Raw genomic sequence first — 21,477 nt, 5'->3', positions numbered from 1 at the left:
ATTTATTAAAGCAATATTATGAGTGCTGGTGGTAAAGGGCGTCACATAAATGTGGTGCATTTCCGCCAACAAAATTTTCGCATATGTTAAGGATTAACACGTGAAAAAGGTTTACTTGCCACGGCTTTGCCTCTCTGTGTTACTTTCGCCGTTGCTGCAGACACCGCAGCGCTGAAAGTCGAATGTCTATTGAATAACGCAGCATTCACCCCAGAACCAAGCAGCGTGGCAGGGTGACATACGGTACAAATAATTCAGCTACTTTATCAGTTATAACCGTTAGCCGTTGGGTCATAAAGCGTGATCTGTTGAAAGACTGTTAATCGGTCGTAAAGTTGAAAGGTGAGAAGAGCCTCAGTCTGAAGTACCAGCAATCTTTTTCAAAGTAACGTGAGTTAAATAAATCCAGGGGATAAATGCATAACGTGTTTATTCCTTTTTTAACAGCACGATGAACATGGAATGTAATGTAATAGGCTTCTAAGGATTTACTCATATGTCATGCTTTAAAAATGTATTATTGAAAACATTTATTACTGCTGCGTTATTCTCAGTGCAATTTACTGCGCATGCTGGCGGTATGGTCCCTGAGACCAGTCTGCTCGTTATTGATGAAGCAACGCACAGTGGAACCATTAACGTTAAAAATACCGATAGTTTTCCTTCACTTCTTTACACCAACGTTGTGGATCTTCCGAATGACAAGGGGGTGAAAGTAATTGTCACTCAGCCTGTTGTTCGTCTGGAACCGGGTCAAACTCAGCAGCTGCGTTTCATATTGCAGACAAAAGAGCCTCTGAGCGTTGAACACTATAAGCGCGTGACCTTCGAAGGTATTCCGCCGAAGAGTAGTGACAACAAGGTCAAAATTGGTATTAACCTGCGTCAGGATCTTCCTGTGCTCATCCGGCCTAAGTCCCTGGAAGTGGTCACCGATGCCTGGAAAGAGTTGAAATGGAGTGTTAACGGCACTTCATTAAAGGTTAATAACCCGAGTAAATACGTTGTTCGTCTGGCGCAAAAAATGGTGACCAAGCCATCGGGCGCGGTTGGTAAGCTTTCTAAAACCTACATCCTGCCTGGTGAAACGCTCACTGCCACGTTAGATAAATCGGCAAATAGCGACAACAAAGTGCAATTCTTCCCGGCTAGCCGCTATGGGGTTGAAGTACCAAGTTTTACAACGGATTTAAATAAATAAATAGGGAAATGACGGTGTGTAAAAAAAGCCGCCTTGCACTTTGTGTCCGCGCGATCCTTTGCGGCACGTTACCTCTGGTGTTACTGAACTCCACTTCCCTCCAGGCGAGGGAAGTGACGTTTGATACAGGCATCATTCAGTCCCGTGGTTTAAGCATGGATCTTAACCATTACTTTGCCGAAGCGCCGCGCTTCCTTCCGGGAACGCACTCCGTGCAGGTTAAGGTCAATGGTCAGGATCGTGGAACTGCGGCAGTGCGCTTCAACGAAGACGGCGTACTGTGTATTGATAATGACTTCCTGGAGTTTGCTGGCCTCATTCCTGTTCCTCTGAAAGCCAGCGAGACGTGCCACGATATTCACAGCGATTATGCGCAGGCCGTGGTGAACTCACTGCCAAACCAGGAAGCTGTTGAGCTCTATCTTCCACAGGAAGCTATTAACAGCCTGACGGCAGACATCAAAAACTTCCAGCATGGCGGTACCGCTGGTCTGCTTAACTATTCGCTGTTTAGCACCCGTAATGAGTATGAAGGTTCTGATAATAGCCGCTATTCACAGGCGAACCTCGAAGCGGGCTTCAATGCTATGGACTGGTCGCTGCGCAGCCGATATATCCTGACGGATGATAACGGAGAAAGGAATGCGGACAGTATCTATACCTATGCCGAGCATGTGTTTGTCCCACAGCGGTTGACGTTGCAGGTCGGTGAAGTTAACGCCATGTCGGATGTCCTGAACGGCGTACCGATTACGGGTGTTCAACTGATGCCAACGCCTGGTTTGCAAAAAGATAATTCCGGCGTGACGGTAACGGGCATCGCGCGTTCCCCGCAGGCTCGTGTCGAGGTGCGTCAGAACGGTCAGCTCATCTTCAGTACGTTAGTGCCGGCAGGTCCCTTCACGCTTGACGACGTGCCGATGGTGCGTAACAACGTCGATCTTGACGTCACCGTGGTTGAGACAGATGGCTCTAGCAGCCACTTTATTGTGCCGGCCGCCTCCCTGCGATCGAAGAACCTGGCGCGCCCACAGGGCCTGACGTTCTCCGCAGGCCAGGTGCGTGACATCGACAGTGATTACGACGATCCGATGGTCGTGAACGTTTCCGACGGCTGGCGCATCATGCCGTGGATGAACCTTCTCGCATCCGGCGTGGCTGCGGAAGATTACCAGGCCGTAGGGGGCAGAGCTGACTTTATGCTCACTGACCGCTGGGGCGTATCGGCAACGGCAGCCACCAGCAAATCGAACTTTGGCGAGAGCTACAAGGGTTTGAAAACGGAGTTATCAAGCGACTATGCGCTGGGCGAAAACGTAGGGTTATCAGCCTCTGCAACGCACTTTAGCAAAGACTACCGTGAACTCGCTGACGCGATGGACGATGATTTTGAACCTAACGATAACTCCTACGCAGGCAATATTAGCTTCTCATCTGGGATTGCGGGGACATTCAGCGCCGGTTTCAACTACGACCAGAGCGCGGGTGACGGGCCTGATTCGCGCTACCTGCTGCTTAGCTGGGGGAAAACGTTCAAATACGCAACCGTCACGGTGAACTGGCAGAGTGAGGTAGGAAACAATGATGATGACGATGAGCAGGATGACGATCTGCTCTACGTCAACCTGAGCATTCCTCTCGGCGGGTCTCAAAGCCTGAGCACCTATATGCGTAAGCAGGGTGACAGCACCAGTTACGGCGTTGCGAATAACGGAGCGATTGGTGATAACACCTATTACTACGTCTCAGCTGACCGGGATGAAGAGTCTAAAGAAAACAATTTTAACGGCAATATCACGTCTAACCTCCACTATACCCAGCTTGGGATCGGTGGCGGCACCAGCAGCGATCACCAGCGTAACTACAATGCGACGCTGTCGGGCGGTATCGCGATGCACAAGGATGGCGTGACCTTCTCGCCTTATGCGATCAAAGACACCTTTGCTATCGCTAAACTCAGCGAGCCTAAGAGCGGCGTCGAGATATCCACCCCACAGGGAACCGTCTGGACGGACCGCTGGGGGCAGGCCGTTGTGCCGGGCTTAAGCGAATGGCGCAACTCACGCCTGGAAATCAATGCGAATAAGCTGCCTCAGAGTATGTCCCTCGCAAACGGTACTAAGTATGTTGCCGCGGCGCATGCGTCCGTCAGTGAAGTGACCTTTAAAGTGCTCAACAGCCGCCGCGTTATGCTGCGCGTGAAGCATCCTGATGGTAAGCCATTGGCAAAAGGCCTTTCGATTGTTGATGGTAAAGGAAATTACATTGTAACCAGCGTGGACGATGGGCACATCTTCCTGAGCGACGCCGATCAGCTTGATAAGCTGTATGCAATGGATGACAACAACAAACAACTGTGTCAGATCGATTTCACCCTCAGCGATAAGCGAGATGAAAACGCATTCTACGAAGAAGTGAATGGAGTATGTCGATGAACATTCAGCGAAAAATGACCCTCGCCGGGCTGCTGGCGCTCTGTTTACCTGCTGTAGCTTTTGCCGGTGACTGCCAGATCACGCTGTCGCAAACCGTGGTGGATTACCATCAGCTTCAGCGAGACAACATTGTCACCACCCAGCAGAACTGGCACAAAATGCCGGAGCGTGAAGTTAACGTGAATGTCTTCTGCCCTGAACAGCAGCAGATTGGCGTACTTCTTCAGGGGGCGGCGGGGGAAAAAGGCCGTTTTATGTTCGGTGAAAAGGGCGGCGTTGCGGTCAAAGTCGACAATATGATCATTGACGGCAAAAATTACAACGTCGGTAAAACCCTTGACCAGGTTAACTTAACGCCTGAGGGCGAAACCGCGTCATCGTTATATCTTAAAAATAACGAAACCGTTGTTGCCGTGGAAAACAACAAAGTCCCGACAGCGCAGCAGATGAGCTTTAGGGTAACGGTCTTCCCGGTGCTGAGGGATAACGCATTCAGGAACACGGCGGACGTCACGCAGCTGGAAAGCGATCTCAGCTGGAAAATTTTGACTCACTGATGTCCTGGCCTTATGGAGCGCCGTGCACCATAAGGCCATTTCCCCTCCCTTTAATTTCCTGTGTTATGATGAACTGTTTTCCTTCAATAGCACCGGACTGCAATGAAACCGACTGATCTTAAAGCTGAAAACTCTGAAGACATTCCAGGACGCAGCCTTCGTCGTCGACCGCTGGCGCGCAAAAAACTGTCCGAAATGGTGGAAGAAGAGCTGGAGCAGATGATCCGCCGAAAGGAATTTGCGCAGGGAGAGCAGCTGCCCTCCGAGCGTGAACTGATGGAATTTTTCAACGTGGGCCGCCCCTCGGTGCGTGAAGCGCTGGCGGCTCTCAAGCGCAAAGGCCTGGTGCAGATCAATAACGGCGAGCGCGCCCGCGTCACCATGCCTTCCGCTGATACTATCATCAGCGAGCTATCAGGGATGGCGAAGGATTTTCTGACCCAGCCCGGCGGTATCGCCCATTTTGAGCAGCTCCGCCTGTTCTTTGAATCCAGCCTCGTTCGCTACGCCGCAGAGTACGCCACTGACGATCAGATCGCGCAGCTGACAAAGGCGCTGGAGATCAACAGCCGGTCCCTCGACGACAATGCGCTGTTTATTCGATCCGATGTTGATTTTCACCGCGTGCTGGCGGAGATCCCCGGGAATCCCATCTTTAACGCGGTCCATGTGGCGCTGCTCGACTGGCTCATCGCTGCGCGTCCTACCGTTCCGGACGCGGAGCTCTATCAGCATAACGAAGCGAGCTACCGGCAGCATATTGCGATCGTCGATGCGATCCGCCGCCGCGATCCGGATGAAGCCGATCGGGCACTGCAAACCCATCTCAACAGCGTATTCGCCACCTGGCACGCCTTCGGCCAGAGCTCTAAAACCCAATAGTCACGATCCTTTAGTGAAGCAGATCGCAATATAGGCGTTCTGTATTCCACTGCTGCTTAATTAGTCTGGTATAACAGGTATAAAGGTATATCGTTATTACAAACATGCGACCGATTGAGGTAACTATGGCAACGCAATTACGCGGCGTAATGGCCGCGCTCCTGACACCGTTCAATTCACAGCAGGCGCTTGATAAAGAGAGCCTGCGCCGGCTTGTTCAGTTCAATGTTGCGCAGGGTGTTGATGGCCTGTACGTGGGAGGCTCGACGGGCGAGGCCTTTGTACAAAGCCTTTCCGAGCGTGAACAGGTTATGGAAATCGTGGCGGAAGAGGCGCAGGGAAAAATTACCCTGATCGCCCACGTCGGCTGCGTCAGTACGGCGGAAAGCCAGCGGCTGGCTACCTCCGCCGCCCGTTACGGCTTCGATGCCGTGTCTGCCGTCACGCCGCTTTACTACCCCTTCAGCTTTGAAGAACATTGCGACCACTACCGTGCAATCATTGATTCTGCTGATGGTTTACCGATGGTGGTCTATAACATTCCGGCGCTGAGCGGGGTTAAGCTGACGCTGGATCACATCAATACTCTGGTCACGCTGCCGGGCGTCGGGGCGCTGAAGCAAACCTCCGGCGATCTCTTCCAGATGGAGCAGATCCGCCGCGCGCATCCGGATCTGGTGCTCTACAACGGTTACGATGAGATCTTTGCTTCTGGCCTGCTTGCGGGCGCGGACGGTGGGATCGGCAGCACGTACAATATCATGGGCTGGCGCTACCAGGCGATCGCCAGGGCGGTGCGGGAAGGGGATAGCGCTACCGCGCAGCGTTTACAGAGCGAGTGCAACAAGGTCATCGATCTTCTCATCCAGGCGGGCGTTTTCCGCGGTCTGAAAACGGTGCTGCACTATATGGACGTGGTTTCCGTGCCACTGTGCCGCAAGCCGTTTGCTCCCGTGGACGGAAAATTTTTGCCAGAGCTGAAGGCCCTGGCGGAGCAGCTAATGGCGGAAAAACGCTAACGCAATGCCGTCCGGCAAACGACAGAGAAATCGTCGGGAGAGTGAAATGAGTAAGTCTACCCTAAGCATCCCGTGGTACCGCCATCTTAGCCGCCCTCAGTGGCGCGCGTTCTCCGCCGCCTGGCTGGGATATCTGCTCGATGGCTTCGATTTTGTTTTAATTGCCTTAGTGCTGACAGAAGTAAAAAGTGAATTTGGTCTGACAACGGTTGAAGCCGCGAGCCTGATTTCCGCGGCGTTTATTTCACGCTGGTTTGGCGGGTTACTGCTGGGCGCGATGGGCGATCGCTACGGGCGAAAGCTGGCGATGATTGCCAGCATTGTCCTGTTTTCCTGCGGGACGCTGGCCTGCGGTTTTGCGCCGGGCTACGTAACCCTGTTTATTGCCAGAATGGTGATCGGCATGGGGATGGCGGGCGAATACGGCTCCAGCGCAACCTACGTGATTGAAAGCTGGCCGAAGCACCTGCGCAATAAGGCGAGCGGTTTTCTGATCTCCGGTTTCTCCGTGGGTGCCGTCATCGCGGCTCAGATCTATAGCCTGGTGGTGCCGGTTTGGGGCTGGCGAGCGCTGTTCTTTATTGGCATTTTGCCCATCGTCTTTGCGCTGTGGCTGCGTAAAAACATTCCCGAGGCGGAAGACTGGCAGGCGAAGCATGAGGGTAAAGCCCCGGTGCGCACGATGGTCGACATTCTCTATCGCGGCAAATACCGCGCGATAAACATGATGATGACGCTGTTTGCCGGTACCGCGCTGTGGCTCTGCTTTGCGGGCGAGCTTAACAATGCGGGGCTGGTTATGATTCTTGGCCTGCTGTGCGCCATCGTTTTCATCAGCTTTATGGTGCAAAGCAGCGGCAAACGCTGGCCGACGGGCGTTACGCTGATGGTTGTTGTGCTATTTGCCTTCCTCTACTCGTGGCCTATTCAGGCGCTACTGCCGACTTACCTGAAAACCGAACTGGCGTATGACCCGTCAACCGTGGCAAAAGTCCTGTTCTTTAGCGGATTTGGCGCGGCGGTGGGCTGCTGCGTCGGCGGCTTCCTCGGCGACTGGCTGGGCACCCGCAGGGCCTACGTCTGTAGCCTGCTGGCCTCGCAGCTGCTTATAGTCCCCGTCTTTGCCATCGGCGGTGCAAACGTCTGGATTTTGGGTCTGCTGCTCTTTTTCCAGCAGATGCTGGGACAGGGGATTTCCGGGATCTTACCCAAGCTTATCGGCGGCTATTTCGATACCGACCAGCGCGCCGCGGGGCTGGGCTTTACCTACAACGTCGGCGCGTTGGGGGGCGCAATTGCTCCGGTCATTGGCGCTCTGCTATCACAGAATATGCAGCTCGGCACGGCGCTGGGGTCGCTCTCCTTTGGCCTGACGTTTGTGGTTATTCTGCTCATCGGTCTGGATATGCCTTCCCGCGTTCAGCGCTGGATAAGGCCGGAAGCGCTGCGCACGCATGACGCCATTGACGGTAAACCGCTGAGCGGCACAGTGCCCTTTAGCGGCATCAGGAATAGCCTGATTAAGCATAAAGGGTAACGTAATGCGCCGTCCCTTGTCGCCGGGAGGGGGATTTCGATCCCCTGTGTTTACTGCAGCGCGCGTTATTGATCCTGAACGACTATTTTCATATCCAATTCGTAAAGGTTAGTCACAATTTTTTTTATGGCCCCAGGCTCGTAAATCGAGCGTGTTGCACATCATCACTGGCTGTAATGTAAGCTTTTTAATTTGCCATATTTATGGTATGCGCAGAATAATTGATCAATAAATAATGATTCTATATATATAGAGAAAAAATCAAATGGTAAACTCGTTAAACAGCCCTTTACTTTGCGGTAATGGTAGTATAAAAATTCATTTCTCTCTAAATAATATTTTAAGTAGCGATTGTTTTATCCTCGATATATCCAGTGCATGCGTGTTTTTGTATTTGTCCTAAATATGCATAGTTGGATGCTAATTATCTTCATCATTGTAAATGCTCGTTTTTATCTAAAAATTCAATTAATGCTCTCAATTTTGTAGGTTTAGTGATCGGAAAGATCGAGTGGCCTAATTTTATTAGATGGGCTTAAAAGGATTTTTAGCGAATAATTATTGATATTACAATTGGAGAGACGAATACTGCTGCCCGCCTAAATGACATTATCTCTCCAGTAATAATCCATGGCAGGATTATATTGATATATGATGTTTTCTGATTATTCTCTGTAAGCTAATTATTATGGGCGCTGTTTTCACTATTCAGGATTATATAATTTCATTGCACGCTGATAAGTTTTAATAATGTCAGGTGCAGTCTATTTCTTTAAGGATGAAAAATGATTTCTACTGTAAAAAAAACGGTTTCTGCTGCGCTGTTAATGGGTTTTGCCTCTTTTGCTAATGCTGCTGGTACGAATACTGGCACCGTAACTTTCACCGGTACGATTGAAGATTCTCCATGCTCAATTGCGGTGGGTGACGAACATCAGACCGTTGACCTGGGCCACATCGGTACGGGGTCTCTTCTCGGCGGTAAAAGCTCTTCTATGGTTGATTTTAATATCAGCCTGGAAAACTGTGCCTTTACCACGGAGAAGAATATGTCCACCGTATTCTCCGCAACGGGTAATGAATCCACTACTAACGCGGGCAACGTCGCGCTGATGGGCGCTAAAGGCGAAATGGCAGGCTCCAGCATTGTGATCGGTAATGCTAAGGGAACCCGTATTCCACTGAGCGCTAACTCTGACCAGGCGATGACCTTAGATGGCGCAGGCGTTGCGCTGGCTAACCAGACGCTGAATTTTAAAGCATGGGTACAGGGTGATGCCGCCGCCACCAAGATTGATACCGGTGAGTTCAGCAGCGTAGTGAATTTTGCAATCAGCTATCTGTAATATCTGAGTCCCCTGCAGCATGACGCTGCGGGGCTTTTTAAAAAATCCGGGGGCACTGAAGAACCCTGGCGCCGGATTTTACTTTGTAAGAAATTATTATAAATAAGCCTGTGATCAAGGATGAATTGCTCAATGCTTAAATATTCTTCTTATCGTTTGAGCATCGTTGCGACTATTGCTGGCCTAACCTTTTTCGGCGATATTGGAAATAGTTTTGCTGAACAGCCCATCCAATTTAATACGCAGTTTCTGGATATTAAAGAAGGCGCAAAAATCAATCTGGGCCGCTTTTCGCGCAAGGGTTATGTCATGCCCGGACGCTATACGCTAACGGTACTGGTTAACCAGACTGTCGTGAGCCAGGACAGCGCAATTACCTACTCCGCCCTGAATGACAATCCTGATGAAAGCGATCCCTGCCTGACGCCCGAGCTGGTGGCATTATTTGGCCTGAAGCCTGAACTCGTTGAAAACCTGCGGTGGGGACAGGCGGGAACCTGCCTCGAGCCTCATCAGCTGGAAGGTATGGCGGCACAAACCGATCTGGGCAAATCCACGCTCACGGTGATTATCCCGCAGGCCTGGCTGGAATACGCCGATGCCGACTGGGATCCGCCGTCGCGCTGGGATGAAGGCATCTCCGGTCTGCTGTTTGACTACAGCGTGAACAGCCAGTGGCAGCGCCCGGAGCATGATGCGGGTGACCGCTACGACGTCAGTGGCAACGGTACCGTGGGGGCGAACCTCGCTGCCTGGCGTTTGCGCGCCGACTGGCAGGCCAGCTACCTCCGTGCAGAGGCGGATGAGAAGGACGACGACGCGTTTTCCTCGTCGCAAACTGAGCGACGCTGGGACTGGAGCCGCTACTATGCCTACCGCGCAATCCCGGCGCTGCGCGCGCAGCTGAAGCTGGGCGAAGACGCGCTGGTTTCCGATATTTTTGACAGTTTTAACTACGCTGGCGCCAGCCTGGTCACCGACGATCGGATGCTGCCGCCAAACCTTCGCGGCTACGCGCCGGAAATTTCCGGCGTCGCGCGCACCAATGCAAAAATCACGGTCACCCAGCAGGGGCGCGTGATCTATGAATCTCAGGTCCCGGCCGGTCCGTTTCGCATTCAGGACATTAACGAAACCGTCTCCGGCGATCTGCACGTCAGAATAGAAGAGCAGAACGGCCAGGTGCAGGAATATGACGTCAGCACCGCCTCTATCCCTTACTTAACCCGTCCAGGCCAGCTGCGCTACAAAGTTGCGGTGGGCCGACCTCAGGATTGGGACCACCACATGGAAGGCTCGCCGTTTTCCACGGCTGAGCTTTCGTGGGGGATGACTAACGGCTGGTCGCTGTACGGCGGCGGGATTGGTGAACAGGATTATCAGGCTCTGGCGATCGGTATCGGCCATGATATGGCGGCGTTAGGCGCGCTGTCGTTCGATGTTACTCACTCCCGGGCCAGCGTACCGGAGGGCAGCGACTATGGCGACGGCATGCTTCAGGGGAACTCATATCGCGCCAGCTATGCGAAGGATTTTGACGAACTGGACAGCCGTATCACCTTCGCCGGCTACCGTTTCTCAGAAGAGAACTACATGACCATGGATGAGTACCTGGACGCTAACAGCGGCGACGGTGAACGCGTTCGCTCGGGTCATGATAAAGAGATGTACACGTTGACCTACAGCCAGAGCTTCAGCGATTTGAACGTCAATGCCTACATTAATTTTACCCATCGCACCTACTGGAACCGCCCGAGCCAGGACAGCTACAACCTGACGCTATCGCACTTCTTTTCCGTGGGGCAAATACGCAACCTCAGCTTATCCATTAACGGTTACCGCAATGAATATGACGACGAGGCGGATGACGGCGTGTTTGTCTCGCTCACCGTGCCGTGGGGCACCGAGCGGACCTTAAGCTATAACGGCTCGTTCAGTGGGGGCAATAACAGCAGCCAGGCGGGCTACTACGAGCGGCTGGACGATAACAATAACTACCAGATTAACGCCGGTCACGGCGACACCGGCGCGACGCTGGATGGCTACTACCGGCATCAGGCCAGCGTCGCCGACGTGGATGCCAGCCTGAACTACCAGGAAGGCGAGTATACCTCTGGCGGCCTGTCGCTGCGCGGCGGTGCGACGCTCACCGCGAAAGGCGGGGCGCTGCACCGCAGCGGCGTCACGGGCAGTACGCGTCTGCTGGTTGACGTTGACCAGCAGGCGGATGTGCCGGTCGGCGGCTACGGCACGCCGGTATATACCAACATCTTTGGGAAAGCGGTGCTGACCGAGGTGAACGATTACTACCGCAATCAGGTGAAAATCGACGTCACGAAACTGCCGGAAAACGCCGAGGCGATTAACTCGGTTACCCAGGCAACGCTGACGGAAGGGGCCATCGGCTACCGTCATCTGGAGGTGGTCAGCGGCGAAAAGATGATGGCGGCGATCCGCCTGCGCAACGGCGACTCTCCGCCGTTTGGTGCCGAGGTGAAGAATGCACGTCAGCAGCAGGTGGGGATCGTCGACAGCGACGGCAGCGTATTCCTGATTGGCGTGAACGCGGGCGAAGCCATGCAGGTGAGTTGGGACAATCAACCTCAGTGTGAAGTGACGCTGCCCGCGCCGTTGCCCGCCGATCTCTACAGCGGCCTGCTGCTACTGTGCCAGGGCGGTGCGCTGCCGCAGGAGACGCAGCCCGTGCCCCAGCCCATGCTGCAGCTACAAACCAGACTCATGGCGGACAAAGCGCCAGAACGGCTTTCGTCCCGTCAACGCGTTACGCATAACGGAGAATAATTGACCATGAAAGGATATCACCTTCGTCCAAAGGCAATCGCGCTGCTGATTGCCAGCCTGGCGCTTGGGGCATGTAGCGCGCAAGCGGCTATCGCCCCCGATCGTACACGTCTGGTATTCAAGGGCGATGAGAAATCGATCGGGATCGATCTGAAAAACGCCAGCGACAAACTGCCATACCTGGCACAGTCCTGGGTAGAAGACGAAAAGGGCAATAAAATCACCTCGCCGCTGACGGCGATCCCTCCTGTACAACGCATTGAAGCGCAGTCGATAGGTCAGGTGAAAATTCAGGGAATGCCGGCGTTAAGCGCCCTGCCGCAGGATAAAGAGACGCTGTTTTTCTATAACGTGCGCGAAATTCCGCCGAAAAGCGATAAGCCGAACACGCTGCAGATTGCGCTGCAGACCCGCATCAAGCTGTTCTACCGTCCGGCGGCAATCGCGAAAGTGGACGCCCGGCATCCCTGGCAATACAAGGTTACGCTGGCCCGCCGGGACAACGGATGGCAGGTCAACAACCCTACCGCGTGGTATGTGATTGTCAGCGACGCCGCCGACAAGGTTAACGGCAAAACGGCACCCGGATTCGCGCCGCTTGTCGTCGCGCCGGGCAGCAGTCAGAGCATGGCCGTGAAGGTGAGCGACCTCGGCACGTCGCCGGTGCTGACCTACGTTGACGACTACGGCGCACGCCTGCCGCTGGTATTTACCTGCAGCGTCAACCCGTGCGTCGTGAACGAAGAGCAGACCCGAAAAGCGCACACGCGTTAGTAAGGGCCATGAGATGACGCGACACACGACAATTCGCTCTGCCATTTTACTGCTGCTGGTCAGCGTAGCGGCTTCGCCGTGGGCGGCAAATAAAACGGTGAACCTGAAGCTGATTATCGCCATAAACGCACCTCCGCCCTGTACGGTCACTGCCCCGACGGTAGAGTTCGGCACGATAATGACGACAAATGTTGATGGCAGTAGCAATGCAAAACAGGTGCCCTACAACCTGATTTGTTCCGGTGGCGCTAGCGATTATCTGAAAATGCAGATCCAGGGAACGGCAATGACGGTAAACGGTGAACAGGTTTTAAAGACGGATGTGAATGGATTAGGTATTCGCCTGCAAACGCGGGCGGATAAAACGCTGTTGCCCGTAGGGACGTCCAGCTGGTGGAACTTTCAGCCTGGCAGAACGGATCCGGTGTTAGAAGCTGTGCTCGTGAAGTCAGCAGGAACAACGCTTACGGCAGGAGAGTTCAATGCAGCGGCAACGCTGGTGGTGGAGTATCAATGAATAAATTCGCACTCGCGCTAGTGCTGTTCGCCAGCGGCACCGCACAGGCAGCAGATAATCTGAAATTTCATGGCACGTTAATTGCGGGGCCAAAATGTACCATCGATAACGCCCAAACGATCGACGTGAATTTCAATAACGTGCTGATCGAGAAGATCGACGGCAGCAATTACAGCCAGCCGGTTCCCTACACGATTACCTGCGATTCCACTTATCGCGACGAGGCGATGTCCATGACGTTGACGCTGAGCGGCACGCCGGTGGAGTTTAACAACGCGGCGGTGGCGACAAGCGTCGAGGGGCTGGGAATTGAGCTACGGCAGAACAATACGCCGTTTACGATCGGCAGCAACATTACCATTCAGGAAGCCTCCCGGCCGACGCTGACGGCGGTCCCGGTGAAGAAAAGCGGGGCGACGCTGAAGGAAGGGGGATTTGAAGCGTGGGCCACGCTACAGGTGGATTACCAATGATCGTATGCCGAAAGGCAGGGCGGATGCTGGCGTGCATCGGCATGCTGGCGTTTTCCGCTGCGCAGGCCAGCGTGGATAACCTGCGCTTTCGCGGTAACCTGGTCGCCAGCGCCTGCACGGTGGTGGTGAACGGCGGCACGCTGGCGGAGGTGGCCTTTCCGGTACTTAGCGCAGGTGATTTACTGCGTGCGCCCTCCGCGCCGCAGCCCTTTACCCTGCAGCTTAACGACTGCGACAGCGCGCTCAGCAGCGGCGTGCGGGTGACCTTTACCGGCACGGAGGCCGCCGGGTTAAAGGGGTATCTGGCGCTGGATGCCAATTCGACGGCGGGCGGCGTGGCCATTGGCATCAGGACGCTAACGGGCAGGGTGGTAGATATTAATAACGCCGCCGGGACCACCTTCACGCTGGTGGCGGGCAGCAACCAGCTGGCGCTGAATGCGGTGGTGCAGGCGATTTCGTCCTCCGGCATCTCTGCCGGCTCGTTTTCCGCGTCGGCAACGGTCAATTTTGAGTATCTGTAAGATGAACAAAAAAATAGTGCTGGCGGCCCTGCTGCTGTCTTTAGGCTTCAGTTCAGGCGGCATGGCGCAAAGTAAGCAGAAAGTAGGCAATACCTTTCAGGGGGTGAATATTTATTATGGCGCCGGGAAAATGGCCGCCACAACCGTTGATATTAATACTATGGTGGCAACCCCGAAGGGTGTGTATTACGGCGTCTACAGTATGCCGCCTAAGAAAAACCAAAATGCGACGCTTAAATCATGGAGCGGTCCTGGTACCGCGCCGGTATTAACGCTGAGAAGCTTCCAAAACGTTGATTATTCTCTTTGCCCAGGCATTGACCGCAGCCTTTACAGCTGTCGCCACAATATTTTTGATATTACGGTTTCACAGGATAACGACGGCTGCCCCTGGCTCACGACGACCTACGCCTACAGCTATCCCACCACGGCGACGAATATCGGATCCTATCGCGGCCCGATGGTACGTGACTCACGATGTTCCGTACCGGTTGCCACCTACGACGTCTCCTGGTCGCCCAGTGCTATGCAGCATGAGAAGGTGCTAAAGGTGGTGCCAAATGGCGGAACGGTTAACGCCACGCTGCATACCTACCTGATGGAAAGCAGCATGCTGTGTGACGGCAGCAAGTTCGACGAACGCGGTGCGGGGTGCCGTTATGTTGCAACCGGGACAACGCTAACGGTGCTGGGGTGTGATAACCAGATTGTCACTACCACGGCGGTAGCGCATCCGATAACGGACAAAGAGCTGCATGATATTAACGTTGCCGTTAACACGAAGAGCGTAGGTTCAGGGACGATCAGCGCGACCTGTAATTTCCAGTATATTCTTGAACAGCTATAGCGCTGCACATCAGGCGGAGGCGTTTTTCCTCCGCCTGATGTTGTGACTACACTTCCAGGTAGTTCAGGATCCCGTCAGCCGCCTTGCGGCCTTCGGCAATCGCCGTCACCACCAGATCCGAACCGCGCACGATGTCGCCACCGGCGAAGATTTTCGGGTTGCTGGTCTGGAAGGCGTTGTCGCTGCCTTCCGGCGCAATGACGCGGCCCTGTGAATCCAGCTCGACGCTGTGCTTCGCCAGCCACTCCATGCTGTGAGGACGGAAGCCGAACGCCATGACAACGGCGTCTGCCGGGATCACGTGCTCAGAACCCGCGACGATCTCCGCGCGACGACGACCTTTTGCATCCGGCGCGCCCATCTCGGTGCGCGCCATCTTCACGCCGCTCACCCTGCCGTTAGCATTCACTTCCACGCCCAGCGGCTGGATATTGAACTGGAACTCTACGCCCTCTTCGCGCGCGTTTTTCACCTCGCGCTTAGAGCCCGGCATGTTCTCTTCGTCACGGCGATAGGCGCAGATGACGTGCGCCGCGTTCTGACGAATCGAGGTACGCACGCAGTCCATCGCGGTATCACCGCCGCCCAGCACCACCACGCGTTTACCTTCCATGCTGACGAACGGCTCATCGGCGGTTTCGCCGTAGCCCATCAGCTGTTTGGTGTTGGCAATCAGAAACGGCAGCGCGTCGTACACGCCCGGCGCATCTTCGTTTTCCAGCCCGCCGCGCATGGACTGATAGGTGCCCACGCCGAGGAACACGGCGTCGTAGTCCTTCAGCAGATCGTCGAGCTGCACGTCGCGGCCCACTTCCACGTTCAGCCTGAACTCAATGCCCATGCCGGTGAAGATTTCACGGCGGCGGGTCATGACCTCTTTTTCCAGCTTAAAGGCCGGAATGCCGAAGGTCAGCAGACCGCCGATTTCCGGATGGCGGTCGAAAACCACCGCCTTCACGCCGTTGCGGGTCAGCACGTCAGCGCAGGCCAGGCCCGCCGGACCCGCGCCGATAATCGCCACGCGCTTGTCGGTTTGACGCACGCCGGTCATATCCGGACGCCAGCCCATCTCGAACGCCTTATCGTTGATATAGCGCTCGATGTTGCCGATAGTCACCGCGCCGAACTCGTCGTTCAGCGTGCAGGAGCCTTCGCAAAGGCGATCCTGTGGACAGACGCGGCCGCACACTTCCGGCAGGGTGTTGGTCTGGTGAGACAGCTCGGCGGCCTCAAAAATACGCCCTTCGTTGGCCAGCTTCAGCCAGTTCGGGATGTAGTTGTGTACCGGGCATTTCCACTCGCAGTACGGGTTGCCGCAGGACAGGCAGCGGTCCGCCTGCGCCTTGGCCTGGCCTTCTGAAAACGGCTCGTAGATTTCAACAAATTCGATTTTACGGATCTTCAGCGGTTTCTTTGGCGGATCAACGCGCTGCAGGTCGATAAACTGGTATACGTTCTGGCTCATTGCTACCCCTTACTGCGCCTGCACGCGCAGCTCTGCTGCGCTACGACTACGGTGACCCAACAGGGCTTTAACATCGCTCGACTTTGGCTTAACCAGCGCGAATTTCGCCGAGAATGCCGGCCAGTTCGCCAGGATCTCTTCGCCGCGCGAAGAACCGGTATGCTGCACGTGTTCGGTAATCAAACCGCGCAGGTGTTCTTCGTGGATAGCCAGCGTATCAACGTCCAGCACTTCCACCAGCTCCGGGTTCACGCGCTTGCGGAACTCGCCGTCTTCGTCCAGGACGTACGCAAAACCGCCCGTCATGCCTGCGCCGAAGTTCACGCCGGTTTTACCCAGCACGCACACGATCCCGCCCGTCATGTATTCACAGCCGTTATCGCCGATGCCTTCCACCACGGTGATGGCACCGGAGTTACGCACCGCAAAACGCTCGCCCGCACGGCCCGCGGCAAACAGACGGCCGCCGGTCGCGCCGTACAGGCAGGTGTTACCGATGATGCTGGCCTCGTGGCTGCGGAAGGCGGAACCGACCGGAGGACGGATCGCCAGCAGGCCGCCCGCCATGCCTTTACCGACGTAGTCGTTGGCATCGCCGGTCAGGTACAGCTCAACGCCGCCCGCGTTCCACACGCCGAAGCTCTGACCCGCGGTACCGCTGAAGTGCGCGGTAATCGGATCGGCTGCCAGCCCCTGGTCACCGTGCGTCTGCGCGATGTAGCCGGAGAGCGAGGCGCCCACGGAGCGGTCGGTGTTGCGGATATCAAACCAGAACGTTTTGCTCTGCTTGTCGTCCACGTACGGTTTTGCCTGCTGCAGCAGCTGCGCGTTCAGCACGCCGTTGTCGAACGGCGGGTTGTTCTCGGTGCAGTACACCGCTTTGCCAGCTTTAGGCTGCGCGGTTTCCAGCAGCTTGCCCAGCGCCAGCTTCTGCTGCTTGGCGGTGAAGCCTTCCAGCTCTTTCAGCAGGTCGGTACGGCCAATCAGGTCGACCAGGCGCTTCACGCCCAGCTGCGCCATCAGCTCGCGGGTTTCGCGGGCGATGAAGTCAAAGTAGTTGGTCACTTTGAACGGCAGGCCGTGATAGTGATTCTTACGCAGCTTCTCGTCCTGGGTCGCCACGCCGGTTGCGCAGTTGTTCAGGTGGCAAATACGCAGATATTTACAGCCGAGCGCCACCATCGGGCCGGTACCGAAGCCGAAGCTTTCCGCACCCAGAATCGCCGCTTTAATGATGTCGAGGCCGGTTTTCAGGCCGCCGTCCACCTGCAGGCGGATCTTGTGGCGCAGGCCGTTAGCCACCAGCGCCTGCTGGGTTTCCACCAGGCCAAGCTCCCACGGGCAGCCCGCGTATTTCACGGAGGAGAGCGGGCTTGCGCCGGTGCCGCCGTCATAGCCGGCAATGGTGATCAGATCCGCATAGGCTTTCGCCACGCCGGTGGCGATGGTGCCGACGCCCGGCTCGGAAACCAGCTTCACGGAGATCATCGCTTTCGGGTTGACCTGCTTCAGGTCAAAAATCAGCTGCGCCAAATCCTCGATAGAGTAGATATCGTGGTGCGGCGGCGGGGAAATCAGCGTCACGCCCGGCACCGAGTAGCGCAGTTTGGCGATGTACGGGGTGACTTTATCACCCGGCAGCTGACCACCTTCGCCCGGTTTTGCACCCTGAGCGACTTTAATCTGGATCACGTCGGCGTTGACCAGGTATGCCGGCGTCACGCCAAAGCGGCCGGAGGCGACCTGCTTGATGCGGGACACTTTGTTGGTGCCGTAGCGCGCCGGATCTTCACCGCCTTCGCCGGAGTTCGAGTTACCGCCGATGCTGTTCATGGCTTCCGCCAGCGCTTCGTGGGCTTCCGGGCTTAGCGCGCCGATGGACATCGCGGCGGTGTCGAAGCGTTTAAACAGCTCGGACGCAGGCTCAACGTCGTCAATGCTGACCGCTTCATCCCCTGGATTCAGGGCAATCAGGTCGCGCAGCGTCGCCGCCGGACGGTTATTGACCAGCTCGGCATACTGCTGATAATCGCTATATTCGCCGCTCTGAACCGCCTGCTGCAGCGTGCGCACCACGTCCGGGTTGTAGGCGTGGTATTCGCCGCCGTGAACGTACTTCAGCAGCCCGCCCTGATCCAGCGGCTTGCGCGCCAGCCAGGCGCGTTTCGACAGATTCACCAGATCCTGCTGGAAGTCAGCAAATCCGGCGCCGCCGATGCGGCTGACCACGCCGTTGAAGCAGAGGTTAGCAACGTCATCGTGCAGGCCGACCGCTTCAAAAAGCTTCGAGCAGCGGTAGGAGGCAATCGTTGAAATGCCCATTTTGGACATGATCTTGTACAGGCCTTTGTTGATGCCGTTACGGTAGTTCAGCATCACGGCGCGGTAGTCTTTCTCGATCGCGCGGGTATCGACCAGCTTCGCCAGCGTTTCGTAGGCCAGGTACGGGTAGATTGCCGTCGCGCCAAAGCCCAGCAGCACGGCAAAGTGGTGCGGATCGCGCGCGCTGGCGGTTTCAACGATAATGTTGGCGTCGCAGCGCAGGCTCTTGTCCACCAGGCGCGTCTGGATCGCCCCCACGGCCATTGGCGCAGGCACCGGCAGACGGTTTTTCGCGATGTTGCGGTCAGACAGTACCAGCAGAACGGTGCCGTTTCGCACCATCTGCTCGGCTTTGTCGCACAGCGCCTTCACCGTCTCTTCGAGGCTCGCTTCGTTCACGTCGAAGGTAATATCGAGCGTGTCCGCGCGGTAGTGCTCCTCTTCCATGGTGGTGAGCTGTTTGAAATCGGAGTAGAGCAGGATCGGCGACTTGAAGGTCAGGCGGTGCGCCTGGCCTTCGGCCTCGCAGAAGACGTTCATCTCGCGGCCGATGCTGGTGGCCAGCGACATTACGTGCGCTTCGCGCAGCGGATCGATTGGCGGGTTGGTCACCTGCGCAAACTGCTGGCGGAAGTAGTCGTAAATGATGCGCGGCTGGCTGGAGAGCACGGCAAACGGCGTGTCGTCGCCCATTGAGCCGACCGCTTCCTGGCCGTTTTCACCGAGCACGCGGATCACCGAGTCCAGCTCTTCCGCGCTGTAGTTAAACTGTTTCTGGAAGCTCGCGAGGGCGTCGTCATCCATCTCGCGGCTGCCAACCTCGTCATCAGAGAGGTCTTCGAACGGCACCAGGCGGCGAACGTTTTTCTCCATCCACTCTTTATACGGGTGGCGGCTCTTCAGATCGTTATCGGTTTCAGCGGAGTGCAGTATACGCCCGCCGCGGGTATCGATAACCATCAGCTCGCCCGGGCCAACGCGGCCTTTCTCGACCACTTCGTCAGGCTGGTAGTCCCAGATACCGACTTCAGAGGCGCAGGTGATGAGCTTGTCTTTGGTGATGACGTAGCGCGCCGGACGCAGGCCGTTACGGTCCAGGTTACAGGCGGCGAAGCGGCCGTCGGACATGACGATGCCCGCCGGGCCGTCCCACGGCTCCATGTGCATGGAGTTAAAGTCGAAGAACGCGCGCAGCTCCGGGTCCATATCCGGGTTGTTCTGCCAGGCCGGCGGCACGAGCAGGCGCATGGCGCGCACGATGTCCATCCCGCCCGCCAGCAGCAGCTCAAGCATGTTATCCATGGAGCTGGAGTCCGAGCCGGTTTCGTTGACGAACGGCGCGGCATCGTGAAGGTCAGGGATCAGCGGGGTCTGGAACTTATAGGTACGGGCGCGCGCCCACTGGCGGTTGCCGGTGATAGTGTTGATCTCGCCGTTGTGCGCCAGGTAGCGGAATGGCTGCGCCAGCGGCCAGCGCGGCACGGTGTTGGTGGAGAAGCGCTGGTGGAACAGGCAAATGGCCGATTCCAGACGCAGGTCCGCCAGGTCCAGGTAGAAGCGCGGCAGGTCAGCCGGCATACAGAGACCTTTATAGATGTTCACCAGGTTGGAGAGGCTACAGACGTAGAACTCTTTATCATCCTGAAGACGTTTTTCAATGCGGCGGCGGGCGATAAACAGGCGGCGCTCCATATCGCGTGGACGCCAGCCCGCAGGCGCGTTGACAAAAATTTGTTCAATACGAGGCAGCGAGGAGAGGGCAATTTCACCGAGCACCCCTTCATTGGTTGGCACATCGCGCCAGCCAACAATCGACAGGGTTTCACGCTGAAGTTCTTCTTCGACGATGCGGCGCGAGGCGGCTGCCTTTTCAGGGTCCTGATTCAGGAACAGCATGCCGACGGCGTAGTTTTTGGCTAAACGCCAGCCGCGCTCTTGCGCCACTATGCGGAAGAAACGATCCGGTTTTTGCAGCAGTAGGCCGCAACCGTCGCCCGTTTTACCATCGGCAAGAATAGCGCCACGGTGCTGCATTCGGGCCAGTGCGTGAATAGCAGTACGCACTACCTTGTGGCTAGGTTCGCCTTCTATGTGGGCGATCAGGCCGAAACCACAGTTATCCTTCTCAAGGGATTTATCGTACAACATATCAGTGAACCTCCCCAGGCTCGTCGGGCTTCCCACTGAACTTTACCGTGGCGCGCAGGCGCAGAAAGAGCATGGCGACGGGGTTTGCGTTTCATACGCGGACCTCGCATTCGCCCTCTTTTTCATCCTTTCGCGCAGGTAAACAAGTTTGAGGACTTGCTTCAGAGGGAATCTCAATTACTGCATAAATATGATGAGCAGGCCGCTCATCCAGAAAGCTTCCAGCGGATTTCCAACTTATCGGGAATTGATACACAGGTCAAATGGCAATCTTATTTATAAAAAAATGTGCTAATAGTGTTTTATCTGATTGAATTTAAATGACATTTAATGATTTTTACAAGCGTATTGGCCTTCGGAAAGACGCAGCGTAATGTGATCTGACTCACTATATGAAAGCGGTATTATCAATGCAGCGTGCTGAATAGTGTTTTTAGTGCAGGATAATCCTCTGGTATGCAGTGCAAACCCGCATAAACTCACTGTTTTTCCGTGGGGGCGGTATTAATAAAAAAAACCATCAGAACATAAGGAAAAGTAATCACGAATGTCGTGAATGAAATTGCGGTAATCTTGAGTAGTTATTCAAATAGATAAAGGCCGTCCATGGCGATTGATCCAGGTCATC

At 55.5% G+C, this 21,477-nt stretch carries 15 protein-coding genes; 13 read left to right on the top strand and 2 right to left on the bottom strand.

Annotated elements, in window-relative coordinates; genetic code table 11:
• The first annotated feature begins 496 nt into the window (after nt 1-496).
• From DBY73_RS09690 to DBY73_RS09630, 13 genes are all read left to right on the top strand, one after another.
• On the top strand, nt 497-1,201 hold the full coding sequence (locus DBY73_RS09690; protein ID WP_112010941.1) for a fimbria/pilus chaperone family protein: 705 nt from the start codon (nt 497-499) through the stop codon (nt 1,199-1,201).
• Nucleotides 1,202-1,209: 8 nt separating this feature from the next.
• A complete protein-coding gene (locus DBY73_RS09685) occupies nt 1,210-3,636 on the top strand; it encodes a fimbrial biogenesis outer membrane usher protein (RefSeq protein WP_112010940.1) in 2,427 nt (808 codons plus the stop codon).
• A complete protein-coding gene (locus tag DBY73_RS09680) occupies nt 3,633-4,193 on the top strand; it encodes a hypothetical protein (RefSeq protein ID WP_181573223.1) in 561 nt (186 codons plus the stop codon). The genes DBY73_RS09685 and DBY73_RS09680 overlap by 4 nt, the downstream gene beginning before the upstream one ends.
• Nucleotides 4,194-4,295: 102 nt before the next feature.
• The gene (nanR, locus tag DBY73_RS09675) at nt 4,296-5,075 is read left to right on the top strand and encodes a transcriptional regulator NanR (RefSeq protein WP_112010938.1); all 780 of its coding nucleotides are present in this window, start codon (nt 4,296-4,298) and stop codon (nt 5,073-5,075) included.
• Nucleotides 5,076-5,200: 125 nt separating this feature from the next.
• A complete protein-coding gene (gene nanA, locus DBY73_RS09670; RefSeq protein ID WP_112010937.1) occupies nt 5,201-6,094 on the top strand; it encodes an N-acetylneuraminate lyase in 894 nt (297 codons plus the stop codon).
• A 46-nt stretch (nt 6,095-6,140) separates the two neighbouring features.
• Nucleotides 6,141-7,631 carry an MFS transporter gene (locus DBY73_RS09665; RefSeq protein WP_112010936.1) on the top strand — a complete coding sequence of 497 codons (1,491 nt, stop codon included), beginning with the start codon at nt 6,141-6,143 and terminating at the stop codon, nt 7,629-7,631.
• Nucleotides 7,632-8,416: 785 nt separating this feature from the next.
• A complete protein-coding gene (gene stfA / locus DBY73_RS09660; RefSeq protein ID WP_112010935.1) occupies nt 8,417-8,977 on the top strand; it encodes a fimbrial major subunit StfA in 561 nt (186 codons plus the stop codon).
• 132 nt (nt 8,978-9,109) lie between these two features.
• The gene (locus DBY73_RS09655) at nt 9,110-11,779 is read left to right on the top strand and encodes an outer membrane usher protein (protein ID WP_112010934.1); all 2,670 of its coding nucleotides are present in this window, start codon (nt 9,110-9,112) and stop codon (nt 11,777-11,779) included.
• 6 nt (nt 11,780-11,785) lie between these two features.
• A complete protein-coding gene (locus DBY73_RS09650) occupies nt 11,786-12,553 on the top strand; it encodes a fimbria/pilus periplasmic chaperone (RefSeq protein WP_112010951.1) in 768 nt (255 codons plus the stop codon).
• A gap of 13 nt (nt 12,554-12,566) precedes the next feature.
• Entirely contained in the window at nt 12,567-13,070 is a 504-nt protein-coding gene (locus DBY73_RS09645) for a fimbrial protein (protein WP_112010933.1), read from the top strand.
• Nucleotides 13,067-13,543, top strand: coding sequence for a fimbrial protein (locus tag DBY73_RS09640; protein ID WP_112010932.1), 477 nt, complete (start codon nt 13,067-13,069; stop codon nt 13,541-13,543). Before DBY73_RS09645 ends, DBY73_RS09640 begins: the two co-directional genes overlap by 4 nt.
• Nucleotides 13,540-14,067: a fimbrial protein gene (locus tag DBY73_RS09635; protein WP_112010931.1), complete on the top strand. Its 528-nt coding sequence runs from the start codon at nt 13,540-13,542 to the stop codon at nt 14,065-14,067. Before DBY73_RS09640 ends, DBY73_RS09635 begins: the two co-directional genes overlap by 4 nt.
• 1 nt (nt 14,068) lies before the next feature.
• The gene (locus tag DBY73_RS09630; RefSeq protein WP_181573222.1) at nt 14,069-14,914 is read left to right on the top strand and encodes a StfH/YfcO family fimbrial adhesin; all 846 of its coding nucleotides are present in this window, start codon (nt 14,069-14,071) and stop codon (nt 14,912-14,914) included.
• Nucleotides 14,915-14,960: 46 nt separating this feature from the next.
• On the opposite strand, the gene DBY73_RS09625 is transcribed toward DBY73_RS09630, so the two are convergent.
• Both DBY73_RS09625 and gltB read right to left on the bottom strand, forming a co-directional pair.
• Nucleotides 14,961-16,379, bottom strand: coding sequence for a glutamate synthase small subunit (locus DBY73_RS09625; protein WP_112010929.1), 1,419 nt, complete (start codon nt 16,377-16,379; stop codon nt 14,961-14,963).
• Nucleotides 16,380-16,388: 9 nt separating this feature from the next.
• The gene (gene gltB / locus DBY73_RS09620; RefSeq protein ID WP_112010928.1) at nt 16,389-20,849 is read right to left on the bottom strand and encodes a glutamate synthase large subunit; all 4,461 of its coding nucleotides are present in this window, start codon (nt 20,847-20,849) and stop codon (nt 16,389-16,391) included.
• Nucleotides 20,850-21,477: the final 628 nt, after the last annotated feature.

It is taken from the genome of Enterobacter sp. RIT418, from assembly GCF_003057745.1.
Taxonomy (GTDB): Bacteria; Pseudomonadota; Gammaproteobacteria; order Enterobacterales; family Enterobacteriaceae; genus Enterobacter.
The sequence above is the reverse complement of the archived record's forward strand: the minus strand, read 5'-3'. Positions and strand labels throughout refer to the sequence as shown.

Bases quoted from the DNA above. Each gene is read 5' to 3' on its own strand.
- DBY73_RS09690 (WP_112010941.1), top strand. From the start codon at position 497: ATGTCATGCTTTAAAAATGTATTATTGAAAACATTTATTACTGCTGCG.
- DBY73_RS09685 (WP_112010940.1), top strand. From the start codon at position 1,210: ATGACGGTGTGTAAAAAAAGCCGCCTTGCACTTTGTGTCCGCGCGATC.
- DBY73_RS09680 (WP_181573223.1), top strand. From the start codon at position 3,633: ATGAACATTCAGCGAAAAATGACCCTCGCCGGGCTGCTGGCGCTCTGT.
- nanR (WP_112010938.1), top strand. From the start codon at position 4,296: ATGAAACCGACTGATCTTAAAGCTGAAAACTCTGAAGACATTCCAGGA.
- nanA (WP_112010937.1), top strand. From the start codon at position 5,201: ATGGCAACGCAATTACGCGGCGTAATGGCCGCGCTCCTGACACCGTTC.
- DBY73_RS09665 (WP_112010936.1), top strand. From the start codon at position 6,141: ATGAGTAAGTCTACCCTAAGCATCCCGTGGTACCGCCATCTTAGCCGC.
- stfA (WP_112010935.1), top strand. From the start codon at position 8,417: ATGATTTCTACTGTAAAAAAAACGGTTTCTGCTGCGCTGTTAATGGGT.
- DBY73_RS09655 (WP_112010934.1), top strand. From the start codon at position 9,110: ATGCTTAAATATTCTTCTTATCGTTTGAGCATCGTTGCGACTATTGCT.
- DBY73_RS09650 (WP_112010951.1), top strand. From the start codon at position 11,786: ATGAAAGGATATCACCTTCGTCCAAAGGCAATCGCGCTGCTGATTGCC.
- DBY73_RS09645 (WP_112010933.1), top strand. From the start codon at position 12,567: ATGACGCGACACACGACAATTCGCTCTGCCATTTTACTGCTGCTGGTC.
- DBY73_RS09640 (WP_112010932.1), top strand. From the start codon at position 13,067: ATGAATAAATTCGCACTCGCGCTAGTGCTGTTCGCCAGCGGCACCGCA.
- DBY73_RS09635 (WP_112010931.1), top strand. From the start codon at position 13,540: ATGATCGTATGCCGAAAGGCAGGGCGGATGCTGGCGTGCATCGGCATG.
- DBY73_RS09630 (WP_181573222.1), top strand. From the start codon at position 14,069: ATGAACAAAAAAATAGTGCTGGCGGCCCTGCTGCTGTCTTTAGGCTTC.
- DBY73_RS09625 (WP_112010929.1), bottom strand. From the start codon at position 16,379: ATGAGCCAGAACGTATACCAGTTTATCGACCTGCAGCGCGTTGATCCG.
- gltB (WP_112010928.1), bottom strand. From the start codon at position 20,849: ATGTTGTACGATAAATCCCTTGAGAAGGATAACTGTGGTTTCGGCCTG.